At 68.6% G+C, this 22,524-nt stretch carries 15 protein-coding genes and 5 pseudogenes; 10 read left to right on the top strand and 10 right to left on the bottom strand.

Features of this window, described 5'->3' with window-relative positions:
• Positions 1 to 135 precede the first annotated feature (135 nt).
• Positions 136 to 846, top strand: a complete 711-nt coding sequence (locus tag C7T91_RS26360; protein ID WP_108262713.1) for a GntR family transcriptional regulator — start codon at positions 136 to 138, stop codon at positions 844 to 846.
• Positions 847 to 910: 64 nt separating this feature from the next.
• A complete protein-coding gene (locus C7T91_RS26355) occupies positions 911 to 2,023 on the top strand; it encodes a mandelate racemase/muconate lactonizing enzyme family protein (protein WP_108262711.1) in 1,113 nt (370 codons plus the stop codon).
• 37 nt (positions 2,024 to 2,060) lie between these two features.
• On the opposite strand, the gene C7T91_RS26350 is transcribed toward C7T91_RS26355, so the two are convergent.
• Positions 2,061 to 2,450 (bottom strand): NAD(P)-dependent oxidoreductase, encoded by a 390-nt coding sequence (locus tag C7T91_RS26350; protein ID WP_108262709.1) that lies wholly within the window; start codon positions 2,448 to 2,450, stop codon positions 2,061 to 2,063.
• 183 nt (positions 2,451 to 2,633) lie between these two features.
• Between C7T91_RS26350 and C7T91_RS26345 the strand changes: the two genes are divergently transcribed.
• Entirely contained in the window at positions 2,634 to 3,434 is an 801-nt protein-coding gene (locus tag C7T91_RS26345; protein ID WP_108262707.1) for a quinoprotein dehydrogenase-associated SoxYZ-like carrier, read from the top strand.
• A gap of 240 nt (positions 3,435 to 3,674) precedes the next feature.
• Here C7T91_RS26345 and tgt read toward each other — a convergent pair whose 3' ends face one another.
• Positions 3,675 to 4,805, bottom strand: a complete 1,131-nt coding sequence (gene tgt, locus C7T91_RS26340; RefSeq protein WP_108262704.1) for a tRNA guanosine(34) transglycosylase Tgt — start codon at positions 4,803 to 4,805, stop codon at positions 3,675 to 3,677.
• Between the two features lie 151 nt (positions 4,806 to 4,956).
• Between tgt and rimK the strand changes: the two genes are divergently transcribed.
• Positions 4,957 to 6,384: a 30S ribosomal protein S6--L-glutamate ligase gene (gene rimK, locus C7T91_RS26335; RefSeq protein WP_108262702.1), complete on the top strand. Its 1,428-nt coding sequence runs from the start codon at positions 4,957 to 4,959 to the stop codon at positions 6,382 to 6,384.
• A gap of 1,450 nt (positions 6,385 to 7,834) precedes the next feature.
• Here rimK and C7T91_RS37085 read toward each other — a convergent pair.
• Both C7T91_RS37085 and cphA read right to left on the bottom strand, forming a co-directional pair.
• A pseudogene (locus C7T91_RS37085) lies at positions 7,835 to 8,566 on the bottom strand (cyanophycinase); the annotation flags it as partial.
• Between the two features lie 19 nt (positions 8,567 to 8,585).
• Positions 8,586 to 11,327 carry a cyanophycin synthetase gene (gene cphA / locus C7T91_RS26325; RefSeq protein WP_108262698.1) on the bottom strand — a complete coding sequence of 914 codons (2,742 nt, stop codon included), beginning with the start codon at positions 11,325 to 11,327 and terminating at the stop codon, positions 8,586 to 8,588.
• Between the two features lie 181 nt (positions 11,328 to 11,508).
• Between cphA and C7T91_RS26320 the strand changes: the two genes are divergently transcribed.
• Complete coding sequence (locus C7T91_RS26320; RefSeq protein WP_108262695.1) at positions 11,509 to 12,693, top strand: M14 family zinc carboxypeptidase; 1,185 nt, start codon at positions 11,509 to 11,511, stop codon at positions 12,691 to 12,693.
• A gap of 400 nt (positions 12,694 to 13,093) precedes the next feature.
• On the opposite strand, the gene C7T91_RS26315 is transcribed toward C7T91_RS26320, so the two are convergent.
• Positions 13,094 to 13,726: a TetR/AcrR family transcriptional regulator gene (locus C7T91_RS26315; protein WP_108262693.1), complete on the bottom strand. Its 633-nt coding sequence runs from the start codon at positions 13,724 to 13,726 to the stop codon at positions 13,094 to 13,096.
• Between the two features lie 187 nt (positions 13,727 to 13,913).
• Between C7T91_RS26315 and C7T91_RS26310 the strand changes: the two are divergent.
• Positions 13,914 to 14,789, top strand: a pseudogene (locus C7T91_RS26310) (MFS transporter); the annotation flags it as partial.
• 46 nt (positions 14,790 to 14,835) lie between these two features.
• Here C7T91_RS26310 and C7T91_RS26305 read toward each other — a convergent pair.
• Positions 14,836 to 15,072, bottom strand: a pseudogene (locus tag C7T91_RS26305) (DNA polymerase III subunit chi); the annotation flags it as partial.
• Positions 15,073 to 15,191: 119 nt separating this feature from the next.
• On the opposite strand from C7T91_RS26305, the pseudogene C7T91_RS37080 reads away from it, so the two are divergent.
• Positions 15,192 to 16,039 (top strand): annotated as a pseudogene (locus C7T91_RS37080) (tyrosine recombinase); the annotation flags it as partial.
• Positions 16,040 to 16,097: 58 nt separating this feature from the next.
• Here the strand turns inward: C7T91_RS37080 and C7T91_RS37075 are convergent.
• Positions 16,098 to 16,394: a hypothetical protein gene (locus C7T91_RS37075; RefSeq protein ID WP_236638554.1), complete on the bottom strand. Its 297-nt coding sequence runs from the start codon at positions 16,392 to 16,394 to the stop codon at positions 16,098 to 16,100.
• A 285-nt stretch (positions 16,395 to 16,679) separates the two neighbouring features.
• A pseudogene (locus C7T91_RS37070) lies at positions 16,680 to 16,865 on the bottom strand (IS256 family transposase); the annotation flags it as partial.
• A 152-nt stretch (positions 16,866 to 17,017) separates the two neighbouring features.
• On the opposite strand from C7T91_RS37070, the gene C7T91_RS26290 reads away from it, so the two are divergent.
• Entirely contained in the window at positions 17,018 to 17,320 is a 303-nt protein-coding gene (locus C7T91_RS26290; protein ID WP_108262689.1) for an SHOCT domain-containing protein, read from the top strand.
• Between the two features lie 312 nt (positions 17,321 to 17,632).
• Here the strand turns inward: C7T91_RS26290 and C7T91_RS26285 are convergent, their stop codons facing one another.
• Positions 17,633 to 17,869, bottom strand: coding sequence for a hypothetical protein (locus tag C7T91_RS26285; protein WP_108263095.1), 237 nt, complete (start codon positions 17,867 to 17,869; stop codon positions 17,633 to 17,635).
• 916 nt (positions 17,870 to 18,785) lie between these two features.
• On the opposite strand from C7T91_RS26285, the gene C7T91_RS26280 reads away from it, so the two are divergent.
• Together C7T91_RS26280 and C7T91_RS26275 are read left to right on the top strand one after the other, a co-directional pair.
• A complete protein-coding gene (locus tag C7T91_RS26280; protein ID WP_108262687.1) occupies positions 18,786 to 19,121 on the top strand; it encodes a cupin domain-containing protein in 336 nt (111 codons plus the stop codon).
• Between the two features lie 849 nt (positions 19,122 to 19,970).
• Complete coding sequence (locus C7T91_RS26275; RefSeq protein WP_108262685.1) at positions 19,971 to 21,011, top strand: aldo/keto reductase; 1,041 nt, start codon at positions 19,971 to 19,973, stop codon at positions 21,009 to 21,011.
• A gap of 586 nt (positions 21,012 to 21,597) precedes the next feature.
• On the opposite strand, the gene C7T91_RS26270 is transcribed toward C7T91_RS26275, so the two are convergent.
• A complete protein-coding gene (locus C7T91_RS26270; RefSeq protein ID WP_145963027.1) occupies positions 21,598 to 22,257 on the bottom strand; it encodes a hypothetical protein in 660 nt (219 codons plus the stop codon).
• Positions 22,258 to 22,524: the final 267 nt, after the last annotated feature.

Here is a 22,524-nt window from a genome sequence, read left to right as displayed (position 1 = left end):
CCCGCGAACCACGATTGTAGCATTGTATAACAATTATACCCTTGGCAAGGGGCTTGTTTGCCGCTACTTCATTTCCCGGGAGGCGGCGGTGCCTCTCCCCGCGGCTGCCGCGGGCGGCAAGATCGAGGACAGGACATGTGCGCCATCTCCACCCGCAAGGAAGACTGGCAGGCGCCGCGGCCGCGGACGCTGGTGGACCATGCCATCGACGCGATCATCGCGGCGGCGGCCCGCGGCGTGATCCTTCCCGGAGAGCGGCTGACCGAGAAGGACCTGGGCGAGATGCTCGGGCTTTCCCGGGTGCCGATCCGCGAGGCGCTGAGGGTTCTCGAAAGCCTCGGCGTCGTGGTGGCCGCCCCCTACAAGGGCACGCGGCTGATGGATGTGTCGAAGGACCGGCTGGACCAGATCCTCGATGTCCGCGTGGCGCTGGAGACGCTGGCCGTCACCCGTGCGCATGAGGCAGGGGCGCTGACGCCGGAGAAGCTTGCGCCGCTCGGGGCGGAAATCCGCGAGATGCAGCTGATGTGCGACCGCCGCGACGCCTACGGGCTGGCGGAAGCGGACACCCGGTTCCATCAGCACCTGGTGGAACTCTCGGGCAATCAGCCGCTCGTCGCGCTCTGGCAGACCCTGTCGCGGCAGCTGACCGTGATCATCGGCCTGACCGCCCTGGAAAAGGCGATGGACGACATCGTCGAGGAGCATGTGCGGCTGCTCGACCTGCTCTCCGGCGGCGACCTGCCAACGATGCGCCGCGAACTCGAAGAGCATATCCGCACCCAGATCCACGTGATCGACTTCGATCTGCTGATCGAGAAGCACCGGGTGCGGCGCGGACGCTAGGCCCCGCCCATCCCCATCTCCGCCCCCCACGACCCGAAGACCGGCCCTGGCCGAAGGATGCCCCATGAAGATCACCGATGTCGAAACCTTCTATCTCGCCCTGCCCAAGGTGGAGGCGCGCACCGACAGCTCTCAGGACACGCTGCTGATCCGGATCTCGACCGATGCCGGAATCACCGGCTGGGGCGAGGTCGACAGCGCGCCGACCGTGGTGCAGGCGATCATCGAGGCGCCCTATTCGCACACGATGGTCAGCGGGCTGAAGCGGCTGCTGATCGGCGAGAACCCGCTGGAGACCGGGCGGCTCTGGCAGAAGATGTACGACGCGACGATCTTCTATGGCCGCACCGGCGCGGTGCTGCAGGCGATGGCGGGGATCGACATCGCGCTCTGGGACATCAAGGGCAAGGCCCTCGGCCAGCCGATCGTCACCCTGCTGGGCGGCGCGCTGCGCGACCGGATGCGGGTCTATTCCTCGAACATGTTCCAGTTCTCGGTGGAGGACACCGTGGCGCGGGCCAAGGCGGCCGTGGACGAGGGCCACACGGGCGTGAAATTCGGCTGGGAGCCCTTCGGCCGCGACGAAAGGACGGACATCGCCTATGTCGAGGCGATCCGCCGGGCGATCGGCGACGACGTCGATTTCATGCTGGATGCCGGCCATGCCTGGGACGCGCGGACGGCGATGCGGCGGGCGGAGCTCCTGGAGCCCTACAACCTGTTCTGGATCGAGGAGCCGCTGCATCCCGAGGACATCAAGGGCTATGGCCGCCTGTCGCAATCCATGTCCCAGCCGCTGGCGGCCGGCGAGCAGGACAGTTCCGTGGCGCAGTTCGAGCGGCTGATCGACGAGGGCGGCGTCGACATCGTGCAGATCGACCTGACGCGGGTCGGCTTCACCCAGGCGATCCGCGTCGCGGATTACGCCGCCTCGCGCGGACGGAAAGTGTGCAACCACAATTTCACCACCGACATCAACACCGCCGCCTCGCTGCATTTCCTCTGCGCGATCCGCAACGCGCTGGTGATGGAATACTGCGTGGAGCCCAATGAAATTGCGCGCAAGCTGGCGCTGAACCCGGTCCGGTTCGAGGACGGCCATGCGCTGCTGCCCGCCGAGCCGGGGCTGGGCGTCGAGCCCGATCCGGCGATCATCGAGAAGTATCTCGTGCGCTGACGGATGGGCAGCGGGGGCGCGCGGCCCCCGCCGCGCCTCAGTAGCCCGCCGACGGATCGACGCGGGTCGGCATCGGCGCGCCTGCCCGCCAGGCGGCGAGGTTCTGCAGGAAAATGTCGGTGCAGCGGTCCAGATAGCCCTCGTTGTCGTCCACGCTGCAATGCGGCGTGACCACCAGCCCGGGAACGTCCCAGGTCGGATCGTCCGCGGGCAGGGGCTCCTGCGGGAAGACATCGAGCACCGCGCCGCCCAGATGGCCCGACCGCAGCAGGCCGCACAACGCCGCGTGATCGAACACCGCCGCGCGTCCGACGCTGACCACCCCCGCCCCCTGCGGCAGCAGCGCGACTCGCCTCCAGCCCCGGCATGTCGGGCGCGGCCAGCGCCGCCAGCCCGGCCGCGCAGGCTTCGAGCGTTGCCGCCTCATGCCCCGGCAGCAGCATGTCGCGGCAGACGCCGCCTTCCAGCGCGCAGAGCGTCACCAGCACTTCGAACATCCCGTCCCCCTCGGCCGCACGCAAACGTGCAGGCCGCTTTCCCGGATTTCCTTCCGAGATTGTCCCGTTTCATGGCATGCTTGCAACCTCAGAGAGCAAGGGAGGAGAACCGCATGCTCTGGAGGACTGCCATCCTCGCCGCCGCCATGGCCGCCCCGGCCGTGCTGGCGCTGGCCGACGACTTGCCCAATCCGCTGGTCAACGGACCGGCTTGGGACGCGCTGCGCTACGACCTTGCCGGAGACGATCCGATTGCCGATGCCGCCGGGCTCTTCGAGGTCGATGCGCCCTACCGCGCGCATGACGCGGCTACCGTGCCGGTGCGGATCACGCAGGTCGATCCGTCACGGACGATCCTCAAAGCCTCGGTGATCATTGACGAAAACCCGGCCCCCGTGGCCGCGGACTTCACCTTCGGCCCGGCAATGGCGCCGCTCGACTTCGAGCTGCGCGTACGGGTGAACCAGTATTCCGATGTCCGGGTGATCGCCGGGACGCCCGAGGGGCTCGCCATGACGGGGCGCTTCGTCAAGGCCTCGGGCGGCTGCGCGGCGCCTGCCTCGCGCGACCCCGAGCTGGCGCTGGCCTCGATGGGGCAGATGAAGCTCAAGACCTTCTCCGGCGCACCGGGCGAGCGCCGCGAGGCGCAGGTGATGATTCGCCATCCGAATTATTCCGGGCTGCAGCGCGACCAGGTCACGCATCTCTTCATCCCGGCACATTTCATCTCGGAACTCGAAGTCCGCCAGGGGGACGCGCTCCTGTTCCGCATGGAGGGCGGCATCTCGATCAGCGAGAACCCCGCCTTCCGCTTTTCCTATGCCGATGACGGCTCGCCCGCGCTGACCGTCACCGCCACCGATACCGAGGGCAACACCTTCCGCCGCGAACTGCCGAAGGACAGCGCCAGCTAGGGCGATCCCGACGGCTCCGCCGCCGCCGCGGAGCCGCTGCGGCCAGGAACGGCCATCAGCGCTCCGGCCTCCCGCGGGAAAGGGAGGATCCCTTCCGCTGCCGGGAGCCGCCCCATCCGCCCGGAGCTGACTGACGACCGCGCCAGCCAGGACGATCCTCGGTCACCCGGCCCGGCCGGACGCCAAGGACCTCCGGCCAGGCCCCGCCGCGCGGCGCAGGCGGACCCGCCGGGGCCCGGATCAGAGCGGCTCGATGTCGCCCATCGCGCGGGCCGCGTGGAATTCCGCCTCGAAGGCGTCGAAGCGCCCGGCGGCGATCGCGTCGCGGATGCCCTGCATCAGCTCCTGGTAGTAGTGCAGGTTGTGCCAGGTCAGCAGCATCGAGGAGATGATCTCCTGGCTGCGGAACACGTGGTGCAGATAGGCGCGGCTGTATTGCGCGCAGGCCGGGCAGCTGCAGGCCTCGTCGAGCGGCCGCGGGTCGTCGGCATGGCGGGCGTTCTTGATGTTGACCACGCCGCGGCGGGTGAAGGCCTGGCCGGTCCGCCCCGAGCGCGAGGGCAGCACGCAGTCGAACATGTCGATGCCGCGCTTCACCGCGCCGACCAGGTCGTCGGGCTTGCCGACGCCCATCAGGTAGCGCGGCTTGTCCTCGGGCAGCATCCCGGGCGCGTAGTCGAGCACCTTGAACATGATCTCCTGGCCCTCGCCGACCGCCAGCCCGCCGACCGCATAGCCGTCGAAGCCGATGCCGCGCAGCTTCTCGGCGCTCTCGCCGCGCAGATCCTCGATGTCGCCGCCCTGCTGGATGCCGAAGAGCGCATGGCCGGGGCGGTCGCCGAAGGCCTCGCGCGAGCGCGCCGCCCAACGCATCGACAGCCGCATCGACTCGGCGATCCGCTCGCGCGGCGCCGGCAGCGCCGGGCATTCGTCGAAGCACATCACGATGTCCGAGCCCAAGAGCTTCTGGATCTCCATCGACCGCTCGGGGCTCAGCATGTGGCGCGAGCCGTCGACATGGGACCGGAAGGTCACGCCTTCCTCGGTCAGCTTCCTCAGGTCGGCGAGGCTCATCACCTGGAAGCCGCCCGAATCCGTCAGGATCGGCCGGTCCCAGTTCATGAACTTGTGCAGCCCCCCGAGCCGGTCGATCCGCTCCGCCGTGGGCCGCAGCATCAGATGGTAGGTGTTGCCCAGCAGGATGTCGGCCCCGGTGGCGCGCACGCTTTCGGGCATCATCGCCTTGACCGTCGCCGCCGTGCCCACCGGCATGAAGGCAGGCGTGCGGATCTCGCCGCGCGGCGTGGAAATCGTGCCGGTGCGGGCCTTGCCGTCGGTGGCGTGAAGGGCGAAGCTGAATCTCTGGGTCACGGGGCGCGGGTCCTTTGCTGGGCATCCCCTTCTAGACATTTCCGCCGCGGTGCCAAGCCTCGGCACCGGGGAAATCCGCCGCCGCCGCATTGACCGCGCGCCCGCCCAGAGGCTAGGGCGGGCCCAAATCCACGAGACCAGGGGGCCTCGCATGACCGATCAAAGCACCGACCCGACCGATTTCCGCCTTGGATGGGAGGAATGGGTGTCCCTGCCTGCGCTCGGCCTGCCCGCGCTCAAGGCGAAGGTCGATACCGGGGCGCGCACCTCGGCGCTGCATGCTTTCGACATCGAGCCCTTCGGCCCGATCAACCGGCCCAAGGTGCGCTTCGGCGTGCATCCGATCCCGGGCCGCGACGAGCTGTCGATTCCCTGCTCGGCGACCATCGTCGACCGCCGCGAGGTGACCTCGTCGAACGGCGACATGGAGCTGCGCTACGTCATCTCGACCGAGCTGCACATGGGCAACCGCTCCTGGCCGATCGAGATGACGCTGACCAACCGCGGCTCGATGGCCTACCGGATGCTGCTCGGCCGCCAGGCGCTGATGGACGACATGCTGGTCGCCGCCTCCGAACGCTGCTGCCAGCCGGAGCTGAGCTACGACGTCTACAAGACCGCCGATGTCCGCACCCAGGCGCCGCGCCGCGCGCTGCGCATCGCCGTGCTCAGCCGCGAGCCGAAGAACTACACCACCAGCCGGATCGTCGCCGAGGGCGAGAACCGCGGCCATGTCGTCGAGGTGATCGACACCGCGCGCTGCTACATGGCGATCAACGCGGATTCGCCCGAAGTGCATTACGACGGCCAGCGCCTGCCGCGCTACGACGCGGTGATCCCGCGGATCGGCGCCTCGATCACCCCCTACGGCACCGCCGTGATCCGCCAGTTCGAGACCGTGGGCACCTATTGCGTGAACCCCGCCGACGGCATCACCGCGAGCCGCGACAAGCTGCATGCCCACCAGGTCCTGGCGCGCCACCGGATCAACACGCCGGTCACCGCCTTCGCCTCCTCGCCGAAGGACACGCTGCACCTGATCGACGTGGTCGGCAGCGCGCCGCTGATCGTCAAGCTGCTGGAATCGACGCAAGGCAAGGGCGTCGTGCTGGCCGAGACGAAGAAGGCCGCCGAGTCGGTGATCTCCGCCTTCCGCGGCCTCAAGGCCAATTTCCTGGTGCAGCAATTCGTCAAGGAAGCGGCCGGCGAAGATGTCCGCTGCCTAGTGATCAACGGCAAGGTCGTCGCCTCGATGAAGCGCTCGGCCGGCACCGAGGGCGAGTTCCGCTCGAACCTGCACCAGGGCGGCACCGCGAAGCCGGTGAAGATCACCAAGGAGGAACGCGAGACCGCGATCCGCGCCGCCAAGGCGTTCCGGCTGAACATGGCCGGGGTGGACATCCTGCGCTCGTCGACCGGGCCGAAGGTGCTGGAGGTCAATTCCTCGCCGGGCTTCGAGGGGATCGAGAAAGCCACCGGCAAGAACATCGTCGAGGCGCTCTACGAGGACATCGAACGGCGCGTCCGCCCCGCCCCGGTGCGCAGCCGCAAGGCCATCGAGCCCCGCGCCGACCGCTAGGCGCTCCGGCCCGGGCGGCGGGAAACGGACAGCACGCCCGGCCGTCCTGCCCGCCTTCGCGCGCCATGACGCCGTGCACCCCGGCATTGTCGCCCGCCACCGCAGCGCCCGCCTCTTCCGCAAGCCCGGCGACCAGACGTTCCAGCAGCGCCGCGGAAGCCTCCGTGCCGTTTGCGCGGGTCACCGTGCCGTCGCGCAGATCGACGCTGTCGCCGGGGCCGAAGACCGTCAGGCGGACGCCGTTGGCGACGAAGTTGTCGCTTTGCAGGACCAGCTGGCCCGGATCGATCTCGACCAGCACGAAGCCGTCGAGACCGGCGGCCTCGAGCTTCATCCCGGCCTCGGAGGCGATCACCGCGCTGTCCTCGAAGATGCCGATGCCGAAGCGCTCGTTCTCCTCGGCGCAGGCCACGACGAGGCGGCCGAGCCGCTCCTGGCCGATCAGGTTCTGGTCGACGATCCCCGCCGGGAAGAGCCCGATGCCTTCCTGGATGGCCAGCCCCTGATGGCCGACATCCGAGGACACGCCGAAACGCAGCGCCTCGTAGGTCGAGCCGCCCGCGATCATCACCCCCGACAGGGCCGCCGCCGCACCGCTGGCGGCAATCAGCGGCGCGCCGCGGGCATGGGCATGGGCGATGGCGCGCAGCAGCGCGCTTTCCTCGCCGCGGTGGAGCAGCGTCTCCACCAGCCGGATCTGGTTGCCGCCGCAGAACAGGAAGCCCGACATCGCCTCGACATCCTGCAGGAAATCCGCGTCATGGGCGGTGTATTCCACCGTGTCGATGGTGACATCCAGATCGACCCCCTCGATCCCGTGCCGCGCCAGCATCTCGACATGGTCGCGCGCGACCCCGCGCGGCTCGGCGGAGGCCGCGGCCAGAACGCCGACCTTGCCGCCCTTCAGCAGCGCAAGCGGCGCCTCGGTCATCTCATCGGCAGAGCGCAAGGGCGAGGAGCCCAGGAGGACGATCTTCGCCTCGGGGCGCGGGTCCATGCCGAAGGTCCGGGTCTGGCGGCGGCCGATCCGGTCGGCGAGCTTCGTCGCGCTCAGCTTCTCGGCGAGGATCGTCGTGCGGAAATTCAGCGCCGTCATCCGCAGCCCCGACTCGGGCGTCGCGATCAGGCATTTGGTCTCGCGCTCGACCCGTTCCAGCGTCACCGAGACGTTGAAGGCGCTTTTCGCGTCATAGGCCTCGACGCTGTCCCCGCGGTAGTGCTTCGGGTCGCCGAGCACCAGCCGTGCCATCAGGTCGTAGAGCGTGTAGGCGCCGAAGGCGTTGCGCCGCGAGCGCGGACGGCCGCGATAGGCGATGTCCCGCTTGAGCACCCTGCGTTTCGCCTCGCCCGGATGCGGCCGCCCGGTGCGCAGGTCGATCCGGTCGCCGTGGTCGAGATAGCTCAGCCGGAAATCCTGGTAGCTGCGCAGGTTGGCGTCGGTCTCCATGCCCGCGAGATCGACCAGCATCATGCCGTATTCGCCGACCACCTTGCCGGCCGCGCCCTCGACGATCAGCGCGGTGTTTTCGTCGATGCCGAAGCCCGTGGCCTGGCCGGTCGCATGCATCGCCACCACCATCCGGCCGAGCCGCCCGCGCTTGATGAAATGCTGGTCGACCATGCCGAAGGGAAAGAAGCCCAGCCCGTCGCCGATCAAGAGCCCCGGCGCTTCGGGACGCTCGGTCACGCCATGGACGACGGATTCCAGCGACGTGCCTCCCAGGAGCATCGGCTGGGACATCATCGCCGCCCCGGCGCTGGACCCCGCCAGGAGCCCGCCCGCCGCATGGCACGCGGTGATCGCGCGATGCGCCGCCGTGGGCACGCCGCCCGGCGCCAGCGCCGCCAGGATGTTCGCCTGGTCGCCGCCGGTGAAGTAGAAATTTCCGTAATCGGCGATGAGCTCCAGCAGGTCGGGATCGCCCGCCCTGAGCGCGGCCCCGGGCCCGTGGAGCGGCGCGACCGCGGCCTCGAAGCCATGGGACAGGAAGGCCTCGAGGCTTTCCTCGCCCACCGCTTCGGGTTCCGCGGACGCGGTCGGGAAGATCAGGATCCGCCCGCCCGAGAGCCGGTGCAATTCGCCGTAGATATCGGCGTTGTCATCCTCGAGGCGGCCGCCGATGACGGCCAGCTTGCGGCCCCCCGCGGCGGCGAGCGCTGCCTTCGATGGAAATTTCGCCATGTCGCGTGTCCGCTCCGGTTCAGCTATCCAGGACGATACGGACCCCGCGCTCGTCGCTCATCAGGCGGTAGCCCTCCGGCACGTCGAAGCCCGCGGCTGCGACGAGGGTTTCCGGCGGGACCGGCTGCGGCGCCTCCTTCGGCTTGAAGTAGATGATCTTCTTCCAGCAGCGGGTGATGCCGTCGCAGAAGATCAGCACGAGGTCGTTCGGCCGCGCCATGTCGAGCGCAGCCTGCACGGACTCCTCTTCCTTCGGGACAATGTCAATGGCCTCCGGCGCGACCCCGAGCGCGATCAGCTCGTCGCGGATGATGCCCGGCACCTCCTCGGGGGTCCGGCCGCGCGGGTTGTCGTCGCTGTGGCAGATGTAATGGTCGAAATTGCCTGCCACCTTGGCCGCGATCGCCTTGATGTCCTGGTCGCGCCGGTCGCCCGGGCAGGTGACGCAGACGATCTTGCGGCCGATCGGGTTGAGCCGCTCGACCACGTCGACCATGGCGCCGACCGCGGCCTCGTTATGGCCGTAATCGAGGATCACCCGGAAGCCGTGCTCGTCGAAGACGTTCATCCGGCCCGGGCTCTGGAAGAAACTGTTGTCGAATGTGCGCAGCCCGGTACGGATCTGGTCGAGCGACAGGCCGAGCGCGAAGCACATGGCCGCGGTGAACATCGCGTTCTCGACATTGTGGAGCGCCTTGCCCTCCAGCGTCGCCGGGATCAGGTGGGTCCAGATCAGCGGGATCTGGTGGCCGTGCTCGTAGATCACGATCTGGTCGCCGTTCAGCCCCTGCTCCAGCACCACCGCGCGCTTGCCGAGCTTGATATGCTCCCGCACCAGCGCATTGTCGGCGTTCCGCGTGACGTAGCAGATATGTTTCGCCTCGGTATGTTCGGCCATCTTCAGCGTGTAGATGTCATCGGCATTCAGCACCGCGCAGTCCTTGGCGACCTCGACCACCAGCCGCTTGACTTCGGCGAGCTCGTCGATGGTTTCGACCCCGCCGAGGCCCAAATGGTCCGAGCTGACATTCAGCACCGCACCCACGTCGCAGAACTGGTAGCCGAGGCCGGCCCGCACGATGCCGCCGCGCGCGGTTTCCAGCACCGCCATGTCGACGGTCGGGTCGCGCAGCACCATCGAGGCGGCGGTCGGCCCGGTCATGTCGCCCTTCACCGTCACGTTGTCGTCGACATAGACCGCGTCGGTCGAGGTCTGGCCGACGGTGAAGCCCGCCATCTTCAGGACGTGCGCCAGCATCCGCGCGGTGGTGGTCTTGCCGTTGGTGCCGGTCAGCGCCGCTACGGGGATGCGCGCGGGGCTGCCTTCGGGAAAGAGCATGTCCATCACCGCGCCGCCCACGTCGCGGCCCTCGCCTTCGGAGGGGGCGATATGCATCCGCATCCCCGGACCCGCGTTGATCTCGCAGATCGCGCCGCCGGTCTCGCGGTAGCTCTGGGTGATGTCGGTGGTCAGGAAATCGACCCCGCCGATATCGAGGCCGACGGCGCGGATCGCCCGCTCGGCCATCAGCTTGTTGTCCGGGTGGATCACGTCGGTGACGTCGATCGCGGTGCCGCCCGTCGACAGGTTCGCGGTCTTGCGCAGGTACACCACCTCGCCCGCCGCCGGCACTGTGGCGTGATCGTAGCCCTTCTCGGCCAGCAACTTGTCGGCCACCGCGTCGAGCTCCAGCCGGGTCAGCATGTTCTCGTGGCCCTTGCCGCGGCGCGGGTCCTCGTTGACCTTGTCCACCAGCGCCGCCACCGTCGATTGCCCGTCGCCGACAACATGGCCCGGCATCCGCTTGGCTGCCGCGACCAGCACGCCGTTGACCACCAGAAGCCGGTGGTCGTCGCCCTGGATCATGCTCTCCACGACGACGCCCGAGCCTTCCTTGGCGGCGATGCCATAGGCCTCCGCAGCCTCCTCCGGGGTCATCACGTTGACCGTCACGCCGCGGCCATGGTTGCCGTCGATCGGCTTGATCACCACCGGGAAGCCGAAATCCTCGGCGATCTCGGCAGCATCCTCGGCATCGCGGACATAGCACTGGTCCGGCACCGGCAGGCCCAGATCGGACAGGAGCCGCGTGCAGAGCTCCTTGTCGGCGGCGATCTCCACCGCGATATGCGAGGTCTGGCTGGACAGCGCCGCCTCGATCCGCTTCTGGTACTTGCCCTGGCCGACCTGGATCAGGCTGGCATCGTTGAGCCGCACCCAGGGAATGTCGCGCTCCTCGGCGGCCTTCACCAGCGCCAGTGCCGACGGACCCAGCGAATTGCGCTCGGCGAAATAGATGAAATCCTCGACCGCCTCGCGCATCTTCTCCGGGCTGGTGCCCTCCTGCGGCGCGATCAGGTCGAGGATCAGGTCGCGCGCCGTGTCGCCGGCCATCAGCCCGATATCCTCGGATTCGTAGCCGAAAAGCACCTCCACCTCGTCGGGATGCTTCGCCGGGCAGCAGAAGGCGAGACGCCCCGGCGCCCCCGCCTGGGCCTGCAGCGCCAGCGCCAGCTGCGCCATCAGCTCGCCCAGGCCGCATGCAGGGTCGGTCCGCGCGCGCTCGGCAAAGGGCGCGCCCTGCCCGTCCACCGCCTTGGCCAGCGCGGGCACGTACTCCAGAAGCGGATCGATCAGCAGGTCGGCATAGTCCGAGACCGGCCTGCCCGCGCGGCGGTGCAGATCGACCGTCAGGCGGATCAGCGGCTTCCTCGAATAGATGTTCGGGCCCACATAGACCGAGGTCTTGACAATCTGCATGCTCAATCTCCGCTCCGACCGCACAAATTCGCGATACCTCATGCCTAACCCCGTCAGCCGAAAGGCCGAAAGGAAAAATTGTCCCGCCCGGCCGCCAGGGCGCCCGCAGCGCGCCGCATTGACCGCAAGCGCCTTTTTTTCCAGACATGGGACGACATTGTCGCCATCGCGGAGCACTGGCATGACCGATCCGACCGACGAACGCAGTCCTTCCCCCGATCCCGCTCCCGGCCCGTCCCCGACGGCGCGGGACCTGCTGGGCTTCGGCCCCGAGAATGCGCGGACGCTGACGGTGCTGCGCTTCGGCACGCCCGGCGCCCGGCCCAAGGTCTATCTTCAGGCCGGGCTCCATGCCGACGAGCTGCCCGGAATGCTGGTGCTCTCGCGGCTCGCCGCGCTGCTCGGAGAGGCCGCGGCCAAGGGGCTGATCCGGGGCGAGATCGTGCTGGTGCCCGTCGCCAACCCGATCGGCCTGTCGCAGATCCATGGCGGCTACCTGCGCGGCCGCCATGACGACGCCACCGGCGAGAACTACAACCGCGGCTATCCCGACCTCGCCGAGATGGTCTCGGGCACGATCGGCGATGCGCTGGGGGCGGATGCCGCGGCGAATGTCGCCGCGATCCGCGCCGCGATGAAGCAGGCCATCGCCGGGCTGCCGGTGCGCAGCGAGCTGGACGGGCTGCGAATCCGGCTGATGGAGCTCGCGCATGACGCCGATATCGTGCTGGACCTGCATGCCGACAACGAGGCGCTGGTGCATCTCTATACCGGCAACGCGCTCTGGCCCGCGGCCGCCGACCTTGCCGCCGAGATCGACGCGCGCGCCGTGCTGCTCTGCGACCTCTCGGGCGGCCACCCGTTCGACGAGGCCTGTTCCGGCCCCTGGTGGGCGCTGGCGGCCGCGTTCCCCGGACATCCCTGTCGCGGGGCGCCCGGACCTTGGCCGCGAAGTCGGTCGGAGCGCGCCGCAGTTCGCGGGCCCTTGCATCATGCCGGACAGCGGGGCCGAGCGGGCAAAGGTGCCGGGGCATTCTGCGAGACGGCCGGTTGCCTGCGGGCCCGGGTCTCGCCATGGGGCTCCTCCGGCACGCCACCGCCGAAATCACCGCAACAGCCCGCGATGCAGGCCATCCGCCGGGCGCACTTGTCGAGGCCTTCGCCCGCAATGTCGGGCCTTTGCCGAGCGCAGTGGTCCGGATCGGCGGAAGAAGCCACCGCGCGGACAGGGTGCCGGCCTTTATCCGCGCGCTCGCGATGGGCCGTTGGACGTCGCCAGCGGCAGCGCGCCACTGTCTTGGCCCCAGCGCTGACCGCCAAGGACGCGTGGACCGCCTTGGCGGCGCGTGTCGCGGCCTGGCGGTGACGCCAGCGTCGCGGTCGGCCAAGCCGGCCGCTGCACCTTGAAATTTGCAGCAGATTGGCTGGGGGGCAGAAGCGCCCGCATCGCTTTCCGGAGGTGAAGTGCCGGCCGGTCTCCCCAGATGTTTCGGGCGCATTGAGGCGAAAGCACGCAGAGCTCTGCCGCGGCCTGCGGCTGCAAAGCCGGACCTGCCTCCGCAATGGCGTCCCCCGGGCAGTTGCCGGGAAAGGTGTTGCGATCAAGCAGGGTCCCCATGCAGCCCTGCACGTCCGGGGACATGATCGGTGCCGGGGCCTGCCGCATCGCCTCCGTCCCCGGCATGGCCCGGACAGTTCCGCAGCCCCGGCGATGACGCTGCGGCCGGGACGCCGGCTTCTCCCGGCGCGTTCTCCCCGGCTGGACCTCAATTCCCGTTCCGGGCTCCGGCGGAAGGCCCGCAGCCCGGCGGAGTCCCGCCGCCGGAGCCGGCCGCCAGCCCGGCCAGGATGATCCGCAGCAAATGCCGCAAGGCTGCCTCCCGCCGGCTGTCCGGCCCCCGGGTGATCAGCGCCGGGTGCAGGAAGGCGGTCATCGCCTCTTCCAGCATCACCGCCTCTTCGCGGCCGCCCAGCCCGGCTTCGCAGAGCAGCCCCGCCAGCTCGCCGGTCATCCGTTCCAGATGGTCGCGGATCACCGGGCGCTCGTCCGCAGTCGCCTCGCCGAACCCGGAAAACATCTCGGGGTCGGATTTCGCCCGCGCGCTCTTCATGCGGTAGCGCTCGGCGAACCAGGCCTCGATGCGCTCTGCGGCCGGTCCGGACCCGCTGCAGATCGCCGCCGTGCGGGCGCGCGCCTCGTCCAGCCAGGTTTCGGTGACCGCGTCCAGAAGTCCGGCCTTGTCGCGGAAATGGCCATAGAGCGCGGCGTGGCTGACCCCCATCTCCCGCGCGACATCGGCAAGGCGCAGCTTGGCGAAGCCATGGGACCGGATCCGGTCCACGGCGATCTCGATGGCGCGGCGGCGGGCCGCGGCGGGGCTCAGTCCTGTTCTCGGCACTTCACGCTTCCTTGACGGTCCGGTCCGGAGAAGTTACAGAATCGGGAAAATGTAATCAACTGCCCGCCTGGCCCGGACGGCTCCCGTCCCGACGGCCTGCGGGCGTTCCATCGACAACGATCCCGCACCTTCCGCCGCGCTGCCCGCCGACCCGGCCGCGGAAGGCTTCCGACCGAAAGGCCGCACCATGCTGACGCTTCTCAAGGACGCCAGGGCGATCGCGCTGCTGCTGGCGGCCTCCCTGACGATCCTGTCCAACAGCCTGATCAGCCCGGCCCTGCCCGGGATCGAGGCCCGCTTTGCCGGCGAGGACAATGCCGCGCTGCTGGCCCGGCTGCTGGTGACTGCTCCCTCGCTGATGGTGGCGATCCTTGCCCCCTTCGCAGGGGCCATGGCCGACCGCTTCGGCCGCCGGCCGCAGCTGATCGCCGGCGTTGCGCTCTTCGCCATTGCCGGCACGGCCGGGCTCTACCTGCCGACGCTGCACCTGATCCTGGCCAGCCGCCTGATGCTCGGCGTGTCGGTCGCGCTGATCATGACCGCCCAGACCGCGTTGATCGGCGACTATTTCCATGGCGCCGCCCGCGGCAAGTTCATGGGGCTCCAGATCGCCGCCACGAATTTCGGCGGGCTGATCTTCCTTGTCCTGGCCGGTTGGCTGGCCGCCGCCTCGCCGCTCGGCCCCTTCGCGATCTACGGCATCGCCGCGGTCTACCTGCCGGTCATGCTGCTGGCGCTCAGGCGCCCGCAGGACGCCGGCCCGGGCGCCCATGCCGCGGCCACAGATGGCGAGGCGGGCTGGATCGCGACGCTCGCGCTGGTCGTGCTGCTTGCGGGGCTGTGCTTCGTCTGCTTCTACCTGCTGCCGACCCAGGCGCCCTATTTCCTCGCGACGCTCGGCCATCCCGAGCCGCAGGCGGCGGGCCTGCTGATGGGGGCGATGACCCTGGCCGGCGGCGTCATGTCCCTGTTCTTCAGCCCGGTGCGGCTGCGGCTGGGACGCGCAGGGACGCCCGCGCTCGGCTTCCTGTTCTTCGCGGCCGGTTTCCTGCTGTTCTCGGCGGCCGGCAGCTTCGGGCCGGCACTGCTCGGCGGCGCCTTCAGACCGCGGCGGCGGTGGTCAAGAGGACCGGCTGGCGGGCGTCATGCGGCCCGCCCTCGATCCCGTGCGGCAGGAAGCCCTCCTCGGGACCGAGCCAGAGCATCCCGTCGAGCTTTTCCAGCCGCGCCCGGTCGCGGCCGCGCAGGTCGACCTGCCAGCCCGCCTCCAGCGACCGCTCCAGCAGCCGCGGAAGCGTGGCCTCCAGCGGCGTGTCGGTCAGGTGGTAGAACATGGCGCGGCCCATGGATCAGCCCTCGAACCGGTCCCGGACCAGCCGGTCGATCGACAGAACGCCCCAGCCGGTGCAGCCCTTCGGCGACAGGACCGTGTCCGACTTGACCGCCGCGACGCCGGCAATGTCGAGATGGATCCAGGGCGTGCCGTCCTTGCTATGGCCGCGACCTGAAGGATTTCGCCGGCTGGCTGGCTGAACGCGACAGCCATTTCGAAGGGACCGACCGCGCCGAGATCGAGGACTACCTGGCCTTTTGCGAGGCCCAGGGCCTGTCCCGCGCCACCCGCGCCCGACGGCTCGCCTCGATCCGCCAGCTCTTCCGCTTCGCCTATGAGGAAGACCTGCGCACCGACAATCCCGCGATCCAGATCCGCGGACCGGGCCGGTCGAAACGCCTGCCGAAGACGCTGAGCGTCGAAGAGGTCGAGCGCCTGCTCACGGCCGCGCAGGACCATGGCCGCAACGCCATGGAGAAGTCGCGCACCACCTGCCTGCTCGAGCTGCTCTACGCGACCGGCATGCGGGTGAGCGAGCTGGTCACCCTGCCTGTCGCCGCGGCGCGCGGCAATCCGGCGATGATCCTGGTGCGCGGCAAGGGCGGCAAGGAACGGCTGGTGCCGCTGTCGCCGCCCGCCCGCTCCGCGCTGGCCGACTGGCTGGCGCAGCGCGATGNCCGAGGAAGAGCNTGGCCAAGCAGAAGCGCGGCAAGCCACACTCGACCTATCTCTTTCCCGGCCGCGGCGCGACCGGGCACATGACCCGGCAGGCCTTTTTCCTGCTGATGAAGACGCTGGCGCTCAAGGCCGGGGTCTCGCCCGAGACGGTGACGCCGCACACGATCCGCCATGCCTTCGCCACGCATCTGCTTCAGAACGGCGCCGATCTAAGGGCAATCCAGATGATGCTGGGCCATGCCGACCTGTCGACCACCGAGGTCTATACCCATGTGCTGGAGGCACGGGCGAGGCGGGTGTTGAGCGCGGCGTCGAGCTCGGCGCTCTGCGCCTCTAGAAAACGGCTGATCCACTGGTCCATCATCGTCCGATCCCTCCGGCGAGGATCATGTCGGCGGCAATGCGGCGGGCCGCCCGGTCCTGTCCTGCCGCGCGCAGCAACTCCAGCGCCCGCGCCCGGTCCTCGAAATCCGCCTCCGCCCCCGGGGCCAGCAGCGTCAGTGCGGAGAGGATGGCCTCGCCGACGCCTTCGGGCAGCGGTTGCGCCTCGTCCGCGAAGGCCTCCGCCAGGCGGTCTGCCTGCGGATCGCCGCCCGTCTCCCGCCTTGGCCGCCAGGCGGGCGTCGATGCTGCGGCAGATTGCGAAGCCGGCGACACGGCGCGACCAGGCGTCCAGGAGCGAGCGCGGTCGCGCCACCGGTCCGAGCGCCGCGCGAGCGCGGCATGGACGAAGCCTCCGGCGATGATGATGCAAGTCGTCGATCCTGAACAACGAGTTCAGGCGACGGGCCCGGCCTGCTCCGGGACTCGGTATCCGGCCATGAACACCATGGTTAGCGGAGCCCGATGCTGACCTTGCCCATCCTGCCGGTGAAGGCAGAGGGCGCCGTATCACGGGAGGCGGACGAGACTGACGATCCGGGAAACATGCTGATATCCAGCGTCCCGGCGTCCGCGACGGCACCCCTTCTGCACACTGCCGCCACGGCCATGGCGGCAGCGCCCGATGAAAGCCTCGAGCTCCTCTTTGAACATCGCTTCGATGGTGGCGCGGACGTTCGCCCGAAGCCGATCCGCGAGCGGATCGAACCCTGCCCCGTCAGACGGTGGCGCGCTGGATGCTGCAATGCCACCACATGAGCTACTTGGCGAGCGGGAAGATGACCGAACCCGCGGTCTGCACGATCGCGTGAGACCCAGCCGCCGCCTGCGCCATGTCAAGGCCGGGCGGCGGCCCCGGGTCTAAAAGGGCGGCGCAGCTTCGATGACAGGAGATGATCATGAAACGCTTCGTTCTTCCGCTATCGGTCATGGCCTCGCCGGCGCTCGCGGATCCCGAGGGCTACGGGCACATGATGGACTGGGGCTATGGCTACGGGATGGGCATGATGTTCGGCCCGGTCCTTTGGCTGATCGTCCTCGGCCTCGTGGTCGCCGGTGTCATATGGGCAGTCCGCCGCTTCGACGGCCCCGCGCCGCAGCGCCGGAAGCCGGATGCGCTGGCGGAACTCGACATGCGCCTCGCCCGCGGCGAGATCGACGCCGAGGACTACGCTGCGCGCAGGAAGCTCCTCGCGGGCTGAGGAACCGCTGCCGCCGGACCTGCATCGCGGCAGCAGGACGCTAGGCGGGCAGTTCGGCGCCGGCCCTTTCCGCGTGAGGCATTGCCAAGTTTCCGCGCTGGAGACGCGCATGTCCAACGGGATCGCGCGTTATGCCGTCAGTTCAGCGGCCTTGCGGCAGCGCGGCTGCCTGGCTGGCGCCGGGGCGCAATTTCCGGATCAGGGCAACGCGTGGCGAATGGCGGATCCTGGCGTTCATGCCCCGCTCTCCGGGATGTCGAACTCCCGGTCCCCTGCCAGCTTCGGCTGGACCGCCGGCATCCGGTCCGGTTCTCAGAGTCCGAGCAGCTCCTTCGCTTCGGCCAACGCATCGACTGCGGCCTGATGGTTGCCCGACGCGTGTTCGGTCTCTCCAACCATCCGAAGCTCCTTGACGCGCGCCAGATCACCCTCGCTCAGGTTCGCCGATCCAAGGGCAGCATCGATGTCAGCCATGTCCGCAGGGCAGTGGAAGGCCAGCGCCGGGACCGCAATCGTTGCCAGAAGTGCGGCCATGATAAGTGTCTTCATTTCTCCCTCCCTCTTCGCGGCCGCGTAGGCGGCCACATGAATATTTTATCATTTGTGATTGGAAAAGCGGTTCACGTTGCTGTGCGCGGCGCTCCTTGGCCCGCCGCGCGGCGGCGGGGCCAATCCGGCGGCCACGCCTGTCATCGGCGTCAGGCTGCCCGCGGCATGGAAACCGTGGCAGGCGGGCAAGAGGTCGGCAGTGTGGCTGAAACGGACAACCTGAACCTCGCCGCTTTGGGAGAGTTGGCTGTTGAACCAATTGCGCCGTCCCAAGTTCCAAGCTGCGCAGAGCTTATCTCGGCGCGTTGCCGTCGATCACCTCGAGCAGCGGTTCGACGCGTCCTGCAGCATTCTCGCGTGCTTGGACCCTTGGACCGATGGACAACGCACAATGGCTGCCGATCGCGCCGACGGTGCAGTTGGCGCGTGCAGATGCCGTGAGGCCGCAGGCTCAGGGTTTCCCCCAATGTCCGTGCAGGTCACCGGTGACGAAGGCTTGGCTGACGGAGCGCTGGCCGTCGAAATGGGGGTGGTCGTATAGAAAATTTAGAGGATATAGCGGCCGCTTCCCATGCAGGCCAGATCAAGTGCACGCAGCCCAAGTTGCCCGACCGGTAGGAATGGGTTCTCGACAGCCTTGCGCAGCGCGGCGCCTTGGCCTTGGCGCCGATAGTTCCTCCAACGCAACCACGCCATGCTGGGCGGGAAGGACCAGCCTCTTGCGCTCGTCACCCGGAGCGCCTCAAGCCAGCCCTTTCCCGCCGCCCGCGATCAAGCCGATCTTGGAACGCGCGAGGAGGCCGACCAAGGGACGCGGACCTGCAGCACCGCGCCGGAGCCCAAGTGGAGAATCTGCAGAAGCGGCGGGTCGCGGCTGTGCTAGAGTCTACGCGATCATCGACAAGAGGAGCTCGCCATGCCTTATCCGGATTTCATCGCGGCCTTTCCCAGCATCGACGTGCCGTTTCCAGAAGATGTCGTTCAAACGGCTGTTGTGAAGTCAGACGCTGGCCTAGTGGCCTTCTTCACTTTCCTCAAAGATATGGTGCTGCCTGTTCATGCGCATGGAGCGCAATGGGGCACTGTCGTGGAAGGTGAAATCGAATTTACCATTGGAGGCGAGACAAGAATTTACCGCTCAGGCGACAGCTATTCAATTCCAGCTGGTGTCGAGCATGGCGCAGTGATCAAGGCCGGGACGTTGGTCATCGACGTTTTTGAAGAAGCTGACCGGTACCGGATCAAAAGCTGACCGCAGCAGCAGGAACTGCTTGGCTTTCAGCTTCCCAATCCAATCCAGGGGGCAGAAGCCAGCCTATTCCGTTGAAAATCCAAGGCGTTTCTTCAGGGCTAGCCGCTGTCTCGATCTCGAAGCGGCAGCTTGGGGCGAACAGCGATGACGGGGTCCCGGCTGCAGGCGCAAGGCGCCCTGGTCCACGAGGTCTCGATCGAAACGCAGGTCCCGGCTGGCCACATGCTCCGACCGGTTGACCAGTTCGCCGGTCCGACCGGCAGCCGGTAGCCCGCAGCTCCATCCTGCAGCTCTGCCGGACGGCCGCCGGTTGATCCGAAATTGATGATCCGCATCCGGTGCGGGCGCCGGCCCTGCGGAGAGAGGCATCCAACCTCGCCTGCCGCTGGCTTTGCCGCCGCGATCCGACCGGCCGCGGTCCGGATCATCCGAGCTTCCCGAAGACCCGTCATGGCCGCTTCCGCGATGGCGATCCGGTGCGCCGTCGCTTCGGGAGCGGGCCTTGCCGCGCCAGTGGTCCGAGCGGCAAGGGCGAATGGCGGCACGCTGTCTTGCGCAGGGCCTGGCCAGCGGTCGGCGCCGCGCCGCCCCGCGAGACGCGCCGCCACCGCAAGCGCCAGCCGCCGCCGAGCCGCGCCGCACAGCTCATGCGCCCGTCCGGGCAGCAGGGACATTTCGGGCGAGACCTGCAGCTCCGCCGCAGGACGCGGCACACCGCGACTCAGCATCATGTCGTTCATGCCCGGATTCTAGCATGTTCCACATTTGTTCCAAGCCGGGCCTGCCGCGGCCTTGCGGTCCGGCCACTGGCATACTAGCCAAAGGCGGGACCGCATCCGGAGAAGACACATGCAGAAGAAACAGCTGGGCCGCACCGACCTGGTGGTCACCGAGCTCTGCCTCGGCACCATGACCTGGGGCAGCCAGAACACCGAGGCCGAAGGCCATGCCCAGATCGACATGGCGGCGGATCGCGGCATCAACTTCATGGATACGGCGGAGATGTACCCGGTCGCGCCGGTGCTCGAGGAAACCGTCGGCCGCACCGAGGAAATCATCGGCAACTGGTTCGAGAAGACCGGGCGACGCAACGACTGGATCCTCGCCTCCAAGATCGGCGGCGCGGGCGGCAAGGCCCGCGGCGGCGCGCCGATCAGCGCCAGCGAGATCCGCACCGCGGTGGAAAGCTCGCTGCGGCGGCTGAAGACCGACGTGATCGACATCTACCAGCTGCACTGGCCGAACCGCGGCTCCTACGCCTTCCGCCAGAACTGGGTCTATGATCCCTCGAAGCAGAACCGCAACGAGACCGTCGAGCACATGCAGGACGTGCTGGGCGAACTCGGCCGCCAGATCGAGGCGGGCAAGCTGCGCTATGTCGGCCTGTCCAACGAAAGCGCCTGGGGCATGGCCACCTGGTCGCGCGTCGCCGACGAGATGGGCCTGCCGCGGATGGCGACGATCCAGAACGAATACTCGCTGCTCTACCGCGAATTCGACACCGATGCAGCCGAGGCCTCGATGAACGAGGAGATCCCGCTGCTGGCCTATTCGCCGCTGGCGACCGGCATCCTCAGCGGCAAGTACCAGGGCGGCGCCATCCCCGAGGGCACCCGCGCCACCCGCACGCCGGATCTGGGCGGCCGCCTGGTGCCGCGCGCGCTGGAGGCCGTCGCCGCCTACCAGCAGGTCGCGGAAAGGCACGGGCTGACCATGGTGCAGCTGTCGCTGGCCTTCTGCCTCGCCCGCCCGTTCATGGGCGCTGCGATCATCGGCGCGACCTCCACCGGGCAGCTGGAGCAGATCTTCGCCGCCGACGGCATCACGCTGAGCGAGGACTGCCTGAAGGACATCGCCGCGGTCCACAAGGCGCATCCGCAGCCGTTCTGACGGTGTGCCAAGTGCGGGCCGCAGCAGCGGCCTGCGCAGTCCCTCCGGGCCCCGGAGACACCGGTGTCGTATCGTTCCGGCTGCATGGCAGCGTCATCCGGACAGCCGCTGAGGGCCGTTTGCCATGGGGCGGCCCAGCCACGCACGGCTCAGCCGATGCAGGCCATGTTCGCCAAGGCGATCGCCTGTTTCACCCGGGCCAAGCCAATTTTCCGGATGCAGAATCCCCATCCGATCCTCCTGCCGGACTCCGCCAGCGCGCGCCCCTTGAATTCGTGCTGAGACCCGGCCATCGGCCTGCCGTCGCGCGGGCAAGCGGCACGCGCCGGGATCACGCATGCCGCTCTTCCCCCGCAGCCTCCGGGCGGCGGCTTCGAATTCGGCTCTCCCAGAACAGCGGGCAAGCATGAACGGCCTTCCCCTGCAAGCGGTTTGCCGATGTTCCGCTGACCCTGCTTCCATGCATCCGGCCTTTGCCCGGATCATTCATCCTCCCCCTGGCCAAGGTGGGAAGCCATGCGTCCGGCGTCTCATCCGCGCATCGGCACTCCGGGGCCATGCTCCCTGCCGGACGTGCCGGGGGTTTTCAAGGTTGTTGCCACCGGTGTCCATTTTCAGGCTGCGCATTCTCCTGGCCCGGCCAAGGGGCCGCCGCCGACTGCTTCCTTGGCCTCTCGGCATCCCGTCGGGCCTGTCCGGGTTGAGCCAGACGGAGCCGATCGGGGTCCGGATCGCTGCGGCTGCGCTGTCCGGCCGGGCGGTCCACTTGGTGCGATCCGTAGCCGGGGGCGCTTGCCTCCTGCCAGGGGGTGACCGGACCGCCGAGATCGAATCCCCCGGAAAAGGCGGCCCGCGTCACCGCCGCCGGACCTGCGGGCGGCGGCGCCGGCAGGAGCCGGGCCATGCTGTCGGGGTCGGCGCTGGTGCAGACCGTCTCGCGGGTGTCCAGATAGGATTGCCACTCCTCCCCGGTCGCCTCGCGGCCGAGAATTTCGCGCTCGTAGGTGCTGCGGTCCAGGAGTTCGGCGCAGGGCTGCTCGATGCACAGGGGCGGCGGCCGCGTGCCCTTGAAGCCTTCGCGGTAGGCGGTTTCCAGATCTTCCTCGCGGATGCAGGTCGCTCCCAGGAAGTCATGGAAATAGGCGACTGTTCCTGCCTTTGCGGGGACCGGAGCAGCGGCCAGGCCCAAGAGGGAGCAAGCCATGAGGAGAGCGGAGCCGCGCAGGGCGCAGCCTGGATGTGCCAAGGGGAAACTCCTTCCTTCGCAGGATCGGGACGGGGGATGTCTGTTCACGTATCTATAACATTCCGCATGGCAGCGCACCGGTCCTGAACATTCTAAGTAAATTTGATCCGGCCCCGCAGGGAATCGCATGTTGTGGGGTCAACAGAAAAAACCGCAAGAAGTTGTGATTTCTTCGTTGACCGGTGCGGGCGATCCACGCTTACTTGTGGACGTGCGGCACGCCTACGCTAGATGTGGTGGCCTCACGCTATCGGGGGACAATGCGCT

The organism is Mangrovicoccus ximenensis, from assembly GCF_003056725.1.
GTDB classification, from domain to species: Bacteria; Pseudomonadota; Alphaproteobacteria; order Rhodobacterales; family Rhodobacteraceae; genus Mangrovicoccus; species Mangrovicoccus ximenensis.
This window is presented reverse-complemented; position numbering and strand designations above follow the sequence as displayed.